At 38.8% G+C, this 13,578-nt stretch carries 13 protein-coding genes; 8 read left to right on the top strand and 5 right to left on the bottom strand.

The genetic code is table 11. The features are described 5' to 3' along the window. Positions 1–105: 105 nt before the first annotated feature. The 5 genes from SHEWANA3_RS07250 to SHEWANA3_RS07270 all read left to right on the top strand — a co-directional run bounded on the left by SHEWANA3_RS07250 (position 106) and on the right by SHEWANA3_RS07270 (position 4,850). Positions 106–1,350 carry an O-antigen polymerase gene (locus SHEWANA3_RS07250; protein ID WP_011716451.1) on the top strand — a complete coding sequence of 415 codons (1,245 nt, stop codon included), beginning with the start codon at positions 106–108 and terminating at the stop codon, positions 1,348–1,350. 94 nt (positions 1,351–1,444) lie between these two features. Next, a complete protein-coding gene (locus SHEWANA3_RS07255) occupies positions 1,445–2,200 on the top strand; it encodes a hypothetical protein (protein WP_011716452.1) in 756 nt (251 codons plus the stop codon). Then, the gene (locus tag SHEWANA3_RS07260; protein WP_041412586.1) at positions 2,194–2,874 is read left to right on the top strand and encodes a DUF2837 family protein; all 681 of its coding nucleotides are present in this window, start codon (positions 2,194–2,196) and stop codon (positions 2,872–2,874) included. The genes SHEWANA3_RS07255 and SHEWANA3_RS07260 overlap by 7 nt, the downstream gene beginning before the upstream one ends. Next, positions 2,871–3,641 (top strand): alpha-1,2-fucosyltransferase, encoded by a 771-nt coding sequence (locus SHEWANA3_RS07265; RefSeq protein WP_011716454.1) that lies wholly within the window; start codon positions 2,871–2,873, stop codon positions 3,639–3,641. The genes SHEWANA3_RS07260 and SHEWANA3_RS07265 overlap by 4 nt, the downstream gene beginning before the upstream one ends. Before the next feature lie 42 nt (positions 3,642–3,683). Beyond that, entirely contained in the window at positions 3,684–4,850 is a 1,167-nt protein-coding gene (locus tag SHEWANA3_RS07270) for a nucleotide sugar dehydrogenase (RefSeq protein ID WP_011716455.1), read from the top strand. Between the two features lie 162 nt (positions 4,851–5,012). Here SHEWANA3_RS07270 and SHEWANA3_RS07275 read toward each other — a convergent pair whose 3' ends face one another. Next, positions 5,013–5,774 carry a HutD family protein gene (locus tag SHEWANA3_RS07275; protein WP_011716456.1) on the bottom strand — a complete coding sequence of 254 codons (762 nt, stop codon included), beginning with the start codon at positions 5,772–5,774 and terminating at the stop codon, positions 5,013–5,015. Positions 5,775–5,869: 95 nt separating this feature from the next. Continuing rightward, the gene (locus SHEWANA3_RS07280; RefSeq protein WP_041412975.1) at positions 5,870–6,322 is read right to left on the bottom strand and encodes a copper resistance protein NlpE; all 453 of its coding nucleotides are present in this window, start codon (positions 6,320–6,322) and stop codon (positions 5,870–5,872) included. Positions 6,323–6,686: 364 nt separating this feature from the next. On the opposite strand from SHEWANA3_RS07280, the gene SHEWANA3_RS07285 reads away from it, so the two are divergent. The 3 genes from SHEWANA3_RS07285 (at position 6,687) to rfbC (ending at position 9,582) form a co-directional block, all read left to right on the top strand. After that, on the top strand, positions 6,687–8,048 hold the full coding sequence (locus SHEWANA3_RS07285) for a GAF domain-containing sensor histidine kinase (protein WP_011716458.1): 1,362 nt from the start codon (positions 6,687–6,689) through the stop codon (positions 8,046–8,048). A gap of 120 nt (positions 8,049–8,168) precedes the next feature. Continuing rightward, complete coding sequence (gene rfbA, locus SHEWANA3_RS07290) at positions 8,169–9,059, top strand: glucose-1-phosphate thymidylyltransferase RfbA (protein WP_041412976.1); 891 nt, start codon at positions 8,169–8,171, stop codon at positions 9,057–9,059. Further along, entirely contained in the window at positions 9,046–9,582 is a 537-nt protein-coding gene (gene rfbC, locus SHEWANA3_RS07295) for a dTDP-4-dehydrorhamnose 3,5-epimerase (protein WP_011716460.1), read from the top strand. Before rfbA ends, rfbC begins: the two co-directional genes overlap by 14 nt. Before the next feature lie 24 nt (positions 9,583–9,606). Here the strand turns inward: rfbC and SHEWANA3_RS07300 are convergent, their stop codons facing one another. Genes SHEWANA3_RS07300 through SHEWANA3_RS07310 form a run of 3 tightly spaced genes read right to left on the bottom strand, consistent with a single transcriptional unit; the run spans position 9,607 to position 13,491 of the window. Further along, positions 9,607–11,982, bottom strand: coding sequence for a YjbH domain-containing protein (locus SHEWANA3_RS07300; RefSeq protein ID WP_011716461.1), 2,376 nt, complete (start codon positions 11,980–11,982; stop codon positions 9,607–9,609). After that, positions 11,982–12,770, bottom strand: coding sequence for a capsule biosynthesis GfcC family protein (locus SHEWANA3_RS07305; protein ID WP_011716462.1), 789 nt, complete (start codon positions 12,768–12,770; stop codon positions 11,982–11,984). The genes SHEWANA3_RS07300 and SHEWANA3_RS07305 overlap by 1 nt, the downstream gene beginning before the upstream one ends. Positions 12,771–12,780: 10 nt before the next feature. Beyond that, complete coding sequence (locus SHEWANA3_RS07310) at positions 12,781–13,491, bottom strand: YjbF family lipoprotein (protein WP_011716463.1); 711 nt, start codon at positions 13,489–13,491, stop codon at positions 12,781–12,783. Between the last annotated feature and the right edge of the window lie 87 nt (positions 13,492–13,578).

Genomic DNA, 13,578 nt, shown 5'->3' on the forward strand with positions numbered 1-13,578 from the left:
TAAGATTAGTTGCAAATGCATCTATAAGGTTGGCTTATTGTTATGTTATTTAGTGTAGATGTTGCAGGTTTATTTTAGCTTTATCTCATACGATGAGAACCTAATGTGTTATATTTTTTAATTGTTTCAGTTATAATTCTTAGAATTACATTTTTAAAGTATTTTAATGGTTCTAGAAATATAGGTTACATTTTGCCTTTATTTTTAGAATTAATTTTTATATATCCATTTTTTATTGTAGATATTCTTGGTTTGAAGTGGAGTATTTATGGTTTTATAGTGTTATATAGTAGTATACTCTCACTTCAAATAGGGTTACTCCCATTGAAATCTCTTCCTAATAATCGAGTCAACGCGGTTGTTATTAAGAAGAAAATATTATTGAATACGATTTATATTTCAATTCCATTTTACCTTGTCGGTGTTTTAAGTAATTTTTCACTATCTCAGCTTGCTGATTTTAGTTTGTCAAATTATTTAAGTATTGCAAACTCTAGTGCGCTAGAGCGATATTCTGGAACTCAAGTTCTAACTATCCAGTACAAAATAGGTTCTATTTTTTGCTACTATGCAATGTTTACTGTTGGTTTTTTAGTTGGAACTAAGTCTGTTAAATGTAATAGTATAAAACATTATTATTTTTTAGCTGTATTACTTTTTTTGATTGCACTGCTTGACAGTTTTTTAATGGCTGCAAGAGCAGGAATGATGATGATGTCATTTTGCTTTTTTTCATCCTATTTCGTTACATCTCAATACTTAAAGTCTGGAAAGTTAATTGCAATTTCGATTCCTATTATATTCAAGTTGCTTTCTGTGTTTTTTTTAATATTTGGTTTTTTTCTTGTTATACAGATATTTCGTGGCGGAAAAGAAGATTATGATTTTTTAAATATTGTTAATCATCTTCTTACATGGTTTATCGGCCATATTTCTGCATTTTCAAATTGGATTGATGCTTATGATTTATACACAAAACCTAATTTAGGTTTTAGCACATTGGCTGGTATATCCGATTTAATAGGTGTTAAGGAGCGAGATTCAGGAATATACGTTGCGACCGATATTGGTGAAGGACGTTTAACAAATATATATACTAGCTTGAGGCCATTAATTGAAGATTATTCAATATTGGGTGTTTTTGTTGTTTATACAATATTTGGCCTGATTTTCTCATTTTTTATTAAGACTAAGCATATGCAATTTAAGGGCGTTCTATTTATATGCTGTGTTGGAATAACCGTGTATTTGTGTTGGTCTTTTGTGACCAGTATTTTTGTGTACAATACAATATTATTTTCCTTTTTTTGTTTTTCTCTAGCTTCATTGTTTTTTGTTAAGTTTAAATGACTAAAAACTAACATTTAGAGTGCAACTCTGCACAAAAGGGGCATAAATTGCAAATACAAAAATCTTCCTCAAATTTTAAGTGGTGTAAATTTAAATGAAAATATTTATTGCTGTAAATTATGGGACAAGTAACCTTGTTTCTGGCTGGGTCGAAAATATTAGACGTTTTGATATGGATGCGGTTATCATTATCGTTAATAATTTTAAATCAATCAGCGAGCTTAATAAGATAAGATCTATTTCAGCTGAATATAATATAACTTTGTTAGAAATCGATAATGTCGGATATGGTCGTGCATTAAATCATGCATTGAGCTATTGTAAACAGAATTTAGACTATTGTAATTCTGTTTTTTTTGTTGGTAATCTAGACATAATATATGAACACATTCCTGAAAATTATCATGATGGGAGATATGTTTATATATCTACTGCTTTAGAGGGGAGTAGGAATAGAAATCCATTTTTGACTAAACTGCAAAAGAAATTTTTATTTTTACATAGAATCACTTTAAAAACAGACTTGGTATTTTTCTTGCTGTGTAATACTATTATTCTAAAATTAATTGGTTTTTTACCTAGCGATATATGGACTTTACATGGTTCTCTTTTTACTTTTAATGGAAAATGTATTGCAAATGGAGAGTTGATTTTTAATGATAAATCATTTTTATATTCTGAAGAACTAGAGTTTGGTTCTTATATGGAAAAGTATAAATGTGCCTTTGTTAAAACAAAAATTATTTATAAGCATGATGCGCATGCAGCAACAGGCAGCTTAATTAGTTCAAAAAGGCAGTTCTTGAATATATGGCGCCCTTCGTTCATTAATTGGTTATCAAGATGGTAATATCATTTGTTGTCGCTATTTTTATAGCCATGTCAATTATTGTGGAGTCTTTAGGTGTTTGGCTTCGATATGTAGGCTCGCTATACGATGAACCAGCTTTAGGTTACTCTTCGCATGTAAGGCTCGCAACTCTCGGTCGATTTTTCATTTTAATCTCTGCGCCTTTACTTGGTTTACTAATAGATAATGGTATTGACTCAAAAAGCATAGCATATATAGGTTTTTTGACTTTTTTGCTTGTTTTTGTATTTTTACTGATAAGTTTTAACGTGAGAGTTACCGAATTTATCTTTAAAATATATCATCTTTTGAATAGAGAAACTTTGTCATCAGGTGTAAAAAATGACTTTGCTAAATCATTTTTTAAAATTACGGTTAATAAAAAGTTAGTTTTGTGCTCGAGTTTTTCATTTTTAATGACAGCTAGTGGTATTTTAATTGTAAATTATTTAGCTACTATTTTTATTGATAATAGAGCGATGATTGTCCAGATGTCGGCTTTTATTACTATGTTTGGCACTTTGATTCATGCTTTCTTGGTAGATCCAGTTTTAGCAAGGAATTGTGATGAAAATATTGGGAATGCATTATCTGCTATAGTAAGTTTTATTTATGGGAGATTATTTTCATCTATTTTATTAACATTGTTTTTTGGCTTTTTGGGATTGTTATGAATGAAAGAGTAATCTATTTACGTTTGGTTGGTGGGCTTGGTAATCAATTGTATCAATTTGCTTTCGCTTATTATCTTAGAGAAAGATTCGATTTTGATAAAATTAAAATTGATACTAGCGGAATGTCAACTTACAATGAGTTTTGGGGGGTGCTTCTTGATATTGTTATATCTCAAAAAAAAATATCAAACTTTGTTGAATATGGCGAATTTCCTATTCTTAAATATAGAATTCCGAAAATTGCAAAAAAAATTAAATTAGATTTGTCAAGGTTTGGTTTTATATCAGATTGCATCGATGAATCAATATTGTCAGACAGAAATTTACCTAAGAATTTAGTTTTAGACGGTTATTTTGAAAAAGTAGCTATTAGATTTGATTATAAGGATATTTTGAAGCCTATACTGAGAGACGATCTATTTATTGATTTGCCTTCTAATTTGGTTGTTATAAATGTTAGAGGTGGAGAATTTGTAAGGATTGGTTTGTCCAGTGGATCTGATAGAGAGTATTATAAAAAATCAATCTCTGAAATTAAGCTTGTGATTCCTAATCCAGTATTTCACTTGATAACAGATGATGTTGTTTATGCTACTAAACTCTTGGAAGGTATCTGCATTTTTGATGAAATTCATACTCCAGATCCTGTGAGCAATTTTAAATATCTATTTTCTGCTAAAAATAAGATCTTGTCTCAATCAACTTTCGCTAAATGGGCAGGCTTTTTAGGTGAGCAGAATAATGTTTTTTATTATTCTGAATTTTAGTTAGTGTCAAGAGATATTTGTTTTTTTGGGGAGTTAGATGCTATGAAGATTGCTATAGCCGGTACAGGTTATGTAGGTTTATCAAATTCTGTACTCTTAGCGCAGAATCATAAAGTGACCGCAGTCGATGTTGTTGATTATAAAGTTGAATTAATTAATAATCGTAAGTCTCCGATTGTTGATGCTGAAATTGAATATTTTTTAGCTAATTATGAACTTGATTTAACTGCGACTTTAGATAGACAACTTGCATATCAAGATGCTGACTTTGTTATTATTGCCACACCAACAGATTATGATCCAAAGACTAATTATTTTAATACTTCATCTGTTGAATCTGTTATTCAAGATGTTTTAATGATTAATCCGAATGCTGTTATGGTGATTAAGTCTACGGTTCCTGTTGGGTTTACCGCTAAAGTTAAACAAAAATACAATTGTGATAATATTCTTTTTTCACCTGAGTTTTTGCGCGAGGGTAAGGCACTTTATGATAATTTGCACCCATCACGTATCATTGTTGGTGAACGCTCAGAACGCGCTGAAGTTTTTGCAAATTTATTAGTGCAAGGTGCGATTAAACAAGATATTCAAGTGTTATTTACTGATTCTATTGAAGCTGAAGCGGTTAAATTATTCTCTAATACATATCTCGCGATGCGTGTTGCTTACTTTAATGAGCTTGATACTTACGCTGAAGCCCATGGTTTAAACACTCGTCAAATTATCGAGGGTGTATGTTTAGATCCTCGTATTGGAAATCATTACAATAATCCGTCGTTTGGGTATGGTGGTTATTGTTTGCCTAAAGATACCAAGCAACTTAGAGCCAATTACGCCGATGTACCTAATAGTATTATTGGCGCGATTGTTGAGTCGAACACTACGCGTAAAGATTTTATCGCGGATTCTATTTTAAGTCGTAATCCTAAAGTTGTCGGCATTTATCGACTGATCATGAAGGCTGGTTCCGATAATTTTAGAGCTTCGAGCATTCAAGGCATAATGAAGCGTATTAAGGCTAAGGGGATTGAAGTTGTCATTTATGAACCCGTTTTAAATGAGTCGGAGTTTTTCCACTCGAGGGTTATAACTGACCTTGCTGAATTTAAAGCGAAAGCGGATGTGATTGTTTCTAATCGTATGGCTAATGAACTCGCAGATGTTGCTGATAAACTATATACACGCGATTTATTTGGTAGTGATTAACAATTATTTCATTTGCTATCTTATTTAAAGGCCGGAGTGTATTCGGCTTTTTATGAGTTTTTTTCTACGCCTCTTTTGGGTATCAGTTTTGCAATCGGTGGTAAGGATTTACTATTTTTGAAGCGTCTCAAAGTGCTTCTCTAGACACTATAACTTAACTCTTCATATATCGTTCCTTATTATAATGATGCGCAGTACCTGACATTGTTTATTGCGAATTCGGTGCTGGTTTTTTATATCTGTATGCTCAACTTCTGGTCGTTCAGCGTTTGAAAGGGGTGCTTTGAGAGCAGTACCTTCTTGTGGATGTATTTCTGACAGCTGCGTTTTTGAATCTGGCCATTGTAGGCATTGCATCATATCGTAACGTTTAAGTTGAATAGTTTGTCCCTGATAAAAAAGGTTCAGCGGTTCAAGGCATAATAACCATTGTTGTAGTTCGTTGTTGTGTGGGTTCGTTTGTTGATGGACATTATCTTCACGACTGGTTTTGGTGGGTTCAAGACTGAAGGGGCCATCCAATTCCAGCGGTTCAATACGTGAGCGGTATTTTCCGCGCCTCGTCATCACATTAAAGTCTAGGATCTGGCTATCTAATAGTTTGCTCTCTATTTGAGTTTCCCCGCTAAAGCACAATGGAGGATCGTTCGGGCGCAGAACGATTTCATCCGATTGCCCTAAATCATTCCCCTTGATGTGTAGTCTTACCCCTTCACCTTCCAATATACATAGCTGTCTATCGATGCCGTGGAAGAGTGAGAAGGGAGCATCGCTCGAAATGGTGGCGATGCTGATCCTAAAATCAAAGTTGCTGAGATCTGCCCCCTTTGGCCATATCAACAGTTGCTTAGTGCTGCCACCACCGTTTTTCCATAAGCTCGATTCGCATTCTTCATAACGGATGATCCGGATATTGGGATTCAATTTAAGCTTCTCTTTTTATTATGGATTGTTTCAGTACAGAGGATACCTACTTCGGCGCATAATGCAGTGGCGTATCGCAGCTACTGCGTTTACAGCTAAATCTCTTTCTTCTTCAAAATGTAATGATCTGCTAGTTCGCCACTTACCCGATTACCTTCCATATCTAACATAAACAGTTGGTTTTCTCCTACCAAGTATTTAGTGCCATCGGATAAGGTGATTTTTGAGCCATTGCTATCCCAGTCAAATTTTCCTGCCACTTTAAAGATGGACTCATCTTTACCCAAGTAAATACTCTTTAATTCAAAGCTATTATCCGCTTGGAGCGTGAGTGTGGTTTGGATCCCTTCGCAACTTGCACAGGGGATAACGCCTTCATATACTCCGGGCCAATCAAGCGCATTTTGGCTGGTATCGCCAAGTGGTAGGTTTGTTTGCGTATCTTGATGTGGCGCAGCGACAGGCTCATTAGCCACTGTCTTAGCTGGCTCACTGCATGCGGTAATCATTAAAGCGAGAAGGGCGAGTGATATCTGTGAAAGTTTCATATTGATCTTAACCGTTTGATTAATTGACTGTCGTGTGATGATAACCGCCATCATTACGGGTTCCAACCTTATTTATGTCTGGTGTTTCTTTGAGTGTCTTAATGTTAAAGACGGACTTTATGTGTTTGAACTTCATTACGAGTTCAGCAAAAAATGTGCTAAGTGTTGGGTGATTTTTTATCGGCGAGTTTAGGCAAAGCAGCAGTAGGCATTGATCTGCAAAACCAATTGTAACTAGCGAGTGCATCTCAACTAGTGTGTTTGCAGATTGAATCTATACTAAAGAGAACCACTTAAGCTTAGGTCACCAAGTTTATTGCCTCATTTTTAAGTCAGGCGGTACCACGCGGGGTAAATCTGCATTATGACACGTATGTTAGACAGGATTTTATTCGATGTAAGCCGTTCATCCATTATTGATGGTGGCGATCTTGTTGAGGCCTCACAACTTATCGTGACATCTGTGTGCCAAGGGTTAAAAATCACCCGTGCTGGCATTTGGTTATGGAGTGAAGATCACCAAAGTATGCATTGCTTTTACCTGCTCGATAATATGCACAGGCAAGAGGCGTTGATATTAACTCGGCAGGATTATCCACATTATTTCAGTCTATTAGATAATGAGCGCGCTATTGTCGCGAATCATGCGCAAACAGATGGGGCGACCCATGAGTTTGTTAGTGCCTACTTAGTCCCTAATCGTATTAGTTCTCTGTTAGATAGTCCCATACGTCATCGCGGAAAAATGGTCGGCATTATCTGCTCCGAGCATCAAGGTGTGCCTCGAGAATGGACGCGTGACGAAAGAGCCTTTGCTTCTGCTTTGGCCGATTTATTCGGCCGAGCGATGAGCGCAAAGGAAATTTTGGATTATCAGCATCAATTAAAGGCTATTAATGCGGATTTGGAGGTCCAGGTTGAGCAGCGAACGCAAGAACTTGAAACTGCATTATCGGATTTACGCTCAATACAACACCATTTAGTTGAAAACGAGAAAATGGCGGCTTTAGGAAGTTTGGTTGCAGGGGTTGCGCACGAGGTCAATACGCCTCTAGGGATTGCCGTGACATCCGTAACCCATTGTTTAGATGAAGTGGCACTGCTGAAAACGGCTTTTGAGCAAAACGAGTTGGATGAGGATAAATTTTTATCCTTTATCAATACCATGCAGGATGGTTTAGGGTTGATTGAGCGCAATCTTTCGCGAGCAGCGGAGTTAGTCCATAACTTTAAGCGCACCGCCGCAGACCAATCGGTGCTAGAACGTGAGCGGTTTAATTTAAAGACCTATATTTTCCAAATTTTCAGCTCATTAAGGCCGCTAATGCGTAAGAAGAATATTGTCTTGAACGTGGAGCTTGATGACGACATCTTTATCGAATCTTACCCTGGTGCCATCGCACAGATTTTCACTAATTTAGTGGCCAATAGCTTTCGCCATGGATTTCCTGAGAGTTTTACGGGGGATAAAAGCATCACTATTCGAGTACAAAAACAAGACTCGAACATTTGTATGCAGTATCAAGATAATGGGGTAGGGATGAGCGATGAGGTTAAACTGAAAGCCTTCGAGCCTTTTTTCACTACCGCACGTAAAGACGGCGGCACAGGTCTTGGTATGTCTATTATTTATAATCTGGTGACGCAAAAACTTCATGGCACCATTTTGCTAGCCTCATCCCCAGATCAAGGTGTGAAGGTCGAAATACAGATCCCTGAGAAATAAGCTTAGATATTGTTTAGGCGACAATGCGATCTTGTTGAAGACCTCGTGCCATTCAGCTTTATCGGCATTTATATGCTACAATCATCCCTTCACTTTGACTCACTAATCCTTGATATATCAATGAGAAAAGGCATTTTATTGGCGGGCGGGACCGGTTCTCGCCTATATCCGATGACACAGGTTGTATGTAAGCAATTATTGCCTATTTACGATAAGCCAATGATTTATTATCCACTTGTTACCTTAATGCAGGCGGGCATAAAAGAGATTCTGATTATCTGTACTCGCGCTGATTTGCCTCTTTTTCAGGCATTGCTTGGTGATGGTCACTGTTGGGGCATTCAGCTTGAATATGCGGTACAGCCTTCTCCAAAGGGATTAGCCGAAGCACTTATTATCGGAGAGGCTTTTTTGGCGGGAGAGGCCTGTGCGTTGATTCTGGGCGATAACTTATTTTACGGGCAACAACTGAGCACAAACTTGTATAGAGCTTCTCTACTCGAAGTGGGGGCGACCGTTTTTGGCTACCATGTGGCTAATCCGAATGCCTACGGTGTTGTCGAATTTGATATGAGCGGAAAAGCGATTTCTATCGAAGAGAAACCCCGAGTTGCGCGTTCTTCCTATGCTATTCCTGGATTGTATTTCTTTGATAATAGGGCTAGTGAGTGGGCTAAAAAAGTAATGCCTTCGGCGCGGGGCGAGTTGGAGATCGTTGATCTAATCAATCAATATCTTCTGCTGGGGGAATTGCAGGTAGAAATAATGGGGCGGGGCACTGCTTGGCTCGATACGGGAACGCCGGATGCGATGGCTGAAGCAACACAATTTATTGCTGCCATAGAGAAACGCCAAGGGTTGAAAGTGAACTGCCCTGAAGAGGTTGCTTTTCATTCTGGTTGGATAGATGCTGCGCAGCTTACCGCTTTAGCACAACCTTTGCTTAAAAGCGGTTATGGTGAGTATCTTTTGGGCTTATTAAATAAGCAGGTGTTCAATGAAGTGCATTGAAACCGAGCTTGCAGAAGTATTGGTGTTCGAACCTCAAGTTTTTGGTGATGAACGCGGTTTTTTTATGGAAACCTTTAGACAATCGTTTTTCTCCGAGTGTTTGAAAAGTAGAGGATTAAAGGTGCAGGAGTTAGTCCAAGATAACTTTAGCCGATCACAACAACACGTATTACGTGGCTTGCACTACCAACGTGAGCATCCGCAGGGAAAGTTAGTTCGCGTGTGTGCTGGCAGTATTTTTGATGTCGCTGTGGATATTCGCCCGCAATCTAAAACCTATGGTAAATGGGTAGGGCGTGTGCTCTCTGCTGATAACCATTTGCAAATGTGGATCCCGCCTAGCTTTGCTCATGGATTTTATGTGTTGAGTGAATATGCCGATGTGCTTTATCGCTGCACTGATTATTACGCGCCAGATGATGAATATGTGCTGGCATGGAATAGTGCCGAGTTTGCGATTGACTGGCCGCTGCTAAATGAAACGCCGATTCTGTCTGAAAGGGATGCTGCCGCTAGCGCCTAAGGTACTAGCGGCATTTTGTTTGCGTTATTTGACAGACTCACTTGTGATGCTTGCGCGTGTGAACCAAGGATCTCTAGCATCCATTACATCATATAGACTGTACTTGCGCCCTAATGTTTGACCACCATCGCGTGTCAGTGGCATCCAACTGATTGTCGCCCGGCTATGGGTTGATTTAATGGTCATCAAGTCAAATGGAATCGACACGTAGAAGCCTTTAGTAAAACTGCCCTCACCATACTCCTCTGATGAAAGATTAGTCTTAGTGGCGAAAGCGCCAACAATCACCCCACTATCGAATTGTTTTGAGAAATCAACTGTTACTCCTTTATCCTCGGCCAAATACTGGCCGGCACTGATTCTCAGTAAAGTATTGGGGAACCAGTCAGGTTGATAATAGATTGATGCGTGTCCTGTTACCGTACCCGTTTGCACTCGATAGGGGCGGTTAGTGAGTGAGTCAAATTGATGCTCATCTTCAAAGAAGCCTAGCATGCTGTCTGGATCGCGCTGCTTAACATAATTCACATCAACCCCAAAAGCCCATTGGCTGTTAAGTGGTCGATAGAGAACCTCTGTGCCCACACCACCATACATCATTTCTAAATAGCCGCCGTAGGCTTGGAAAGAAATGTTATCGGTTAAATTATCCATCCAGGTTAGTTGCAGGTTATTCACTCGTACAGGATTATCATGAATATATTGACGAACCAGGGTGCGAACACGTTTTAAGTCAGTGCCATCGGGTGGAACTTCGTATAAAAACTTATCAAAGTTATCGTAGAGGTTAAGATAAAGAGAGCTTGAAAACTCAAAGTTATCGGTAAATCGGTAACTTGCACTGCCAGTCATTCCAATACTAAACATATAAAACCCTTCGGAACCGCCGAAGGATTGGGACATGGTAGGCGAAACATCAAAACTAAGCTTATCTAGCCAATCTTTATCAGTATTATTGACTAGTTGTCCCTGAGGTAAGCTTGGAATACTCACAACACTAGCATCAGTGACTTTGGCATTGAGATAGCCATAACTTGCGACTTTGGCAAACTTCTGAGCATCAATACGGGTTTCCGTTATTGGTTGGCTATAACGAGTCTCAATTAGTCGATACTCTTTAATAAAGTTGGCATCAGTATTGTTGGCTAGAATGGTGGCAGCTCTTTTATGCGCTTCATTTCTATCGCGGAATTTTGTCTGTTCACCTACAACGGTAATACTGTCATTATCAAGGTAAATTTTGGCGTTTGCGTAACCAGCAATAGTTTGTAAATCCTGAGCAATTTTATTCCAATCCACCAGGGGATTCGCAGCAGTCTGACTGGATGCATTTACAAGCTCTAGATTTGCTACTTCATCATTTTGCACTTCTGATTTATGCGTTGAAGTTTCTGTACTCACAGTCGCTTGTTCGGCTCTTAGTGTGTTTACTTGAGCAGAGGATTCTGTTTGCGTAAGGGTTAATGGCGCGGCAGGAAGTGGCTTATATTTAGCTGCCTTTGGATCTCGTTTAATCTGTGACAAGGTATTAAAATTGGTCTGCAGACTAAAGCCAAGTGTCCAAGTATTGCCACGCTCATAACTTAAATGTAGATCGCCCCAGTCTCCAAAACGATAGAGCATTCCATAGTTAAACTTGCTGTCCTGAGGCATATCTATACCACCACGAACAACGGGAAAGTCTGATTGATAGTCGTTACCATCGTATTCGACTTTCAAACGTAAAGGTTCCCAAGGAGTCTGATATTCAACGCCACCAAAGAGGGATGCGCAGCCCTTAAACCAACGCTGGTAATCAACAGTGCCACCTTTACCCCCATAAGAAGTATCTCTATCACAGTTGTAATTAAGATCTTTTTTATCGGAAGTGAGATTACCGCTATTGCCGATATAGCCCCAACCTATACCTAGAGTAAAATCGAGTGGACCGACGCGCTTTGTCGCAGCAACAAATTCACCATCAAATAAACCAGTGCCACCAAAGTCCCTCACCCCAATAGAGGTTTCAGGCAGCCAGTTACTTTCTTCGAGTAGACGAACTTTAAAGTCTATGCCTTTATCCGTGTATTTAGTATTACCACTAAAGTTGGGGTCGCTACTGTAAAGCAGGTCTTGTACTAGGGTGTAGCGTATTGTTGTTTCAAACCAAGGGAAGAGCTGCACTGAAGCGCTAAAATGCTGATAGTCATCGTTGTAAGTCGTGGCAAAGTTAAATTCACCTTCAGGCGTCATACGGCCTGTTGGCATTTGCATTAAACCTACACCACCAAAGTCAGACTGTGAAGGCAACGATGTTGGGTAAGAAAATTCATCGGCGCTAACGTGTAATAATGGTAGCAGTGCTAAAGATAGCGCTGATAAACGCCCGAAAGAGGGAAAAGTGGGAGTCGAGTTTTTCATTACAGAGCCCGATTTTTGAGTAATTCAATGATGTTGTTGTTTAATGTGGAATAGTCATCAAAAAGGCCTGAAAACTCAACGAAGAGTGTGGCGCCTGGAGCTATATCCTGGGCCTGATGATTCCAATAGGCAATGGGTTGTCGAATAGCGTTACCATCGGGTTGGATAATCCAAACAAAGCTATTTTCAGCATTTTCCAATAAACCAGCCTGTTGAAGATATTCTCTGCTACTTGTTTGAGATTGCCACGCTTGCTCACCAGTTTGTGATACTGCACCAACCACTGTCACTGTGCTTGGGCGTGGAGGCAACACTAATAAAAATTGACCATCAATTATGGGATTGTAGGCATCGGTAATACGAATTAAATCGAGATCTAATGGCTGATTAACTCTTTGTCCAAGTTTTATATTACGCAGAAATTGTGCAAACTTGGAGAGCTTAGCAATATACTGACTATTGTTGTCTGCCTGCTGGCCCATATTGGCTAATTTTTGTAACACTTGCTGACGAGTCGTTTCCAGTGCCGCTGTATTGTGAATGTCCAGTAGAGCTGCACCTAACCAGTAAATCGGTATTTCTTCGCTTTTAGCACTCTGATTATAAAGGGGGAGTTGTGCTAAACCATCTTGTACAGCTTGGCCAACTCGGATTGTCGTGGGATAGGTTATTTGTACCAGCGGCTCTTTAGTCGAAGATATACTGACATAAAGTTGGATATTTGCTTGGGCTGTTGATAAAGACAAGGTACTGAGCAGTAAAGCCACAGGTGTTATATAGGATCTCATTATGGCTCCACTATGCCGCAAAAGGCTTTAGTAATGTGATGTCAATAAATGGCAGATTAGGTGCAATCTTTTGACGACTCTTAAGGACGTTACCATTTTGTGGATCTAGCCAAAAATCATTTTGGTATTGGATATTGAGGGTATCCACAGAGACATATTCACTAAAATGTAGGGCTTGCGTAGGAAAGCCATTGATTAGAATATTCTCTTCGGCAATCAATTTAAATTCTGACTTTGCTTTGTAGCCATAATGATAACCGGGTTGCCAGTCCAGTGTACGAGTCCAGAATTTGGGTGTATTGCTTAAGTGCAAACCTAGTAGCAAAGGGTCCGGGTCATCACTTTCAACCGCACTTAAATTACCAGTGAGTAGATTGTGGGTTTTGACTAAGCGGCCGTTTACCGTAACTAACATACCTTTATCCGCAGATAACCATTTAAGCTCTAGTGCTTCAGGTACCTTTTTTACTGCAGATAGACTAGTTTTAGGTTCAGCAAAAGCTAGCACCACAAATGCCTGAGGTGTATCTTCAATTTTTACATAGATGCTGGCATAGGGATTTGCAGATATTTGCTCAGGGGGGAGAACAACATCCTCACTTCCTAAAAAGGCGAGTTTGGCGGTTTCGTTCAGAGCATTAATTCGTTGGCTACAGCCCGAGAGCCCTGCAATTATTGCCGAAATGGCAAAAAAGGGGAGGAGTTTTTTATATACACGCATCCGAGTTGCTTATTCTCAATAATGATAGATAACCAATGTAAATATATGGCGAGATGATTTCAAGTTTTCACTATTTTGATTAGGAAA

The sequence above is a fragment of the Shewanella sp. ANA-3 genome, from assembly GCF_000203935.1.
GTDB lineage: Bacteria > Pseudomonadota > Gammaproteobacteria > Enterobacterales > Shewanellaceae > Shewanella.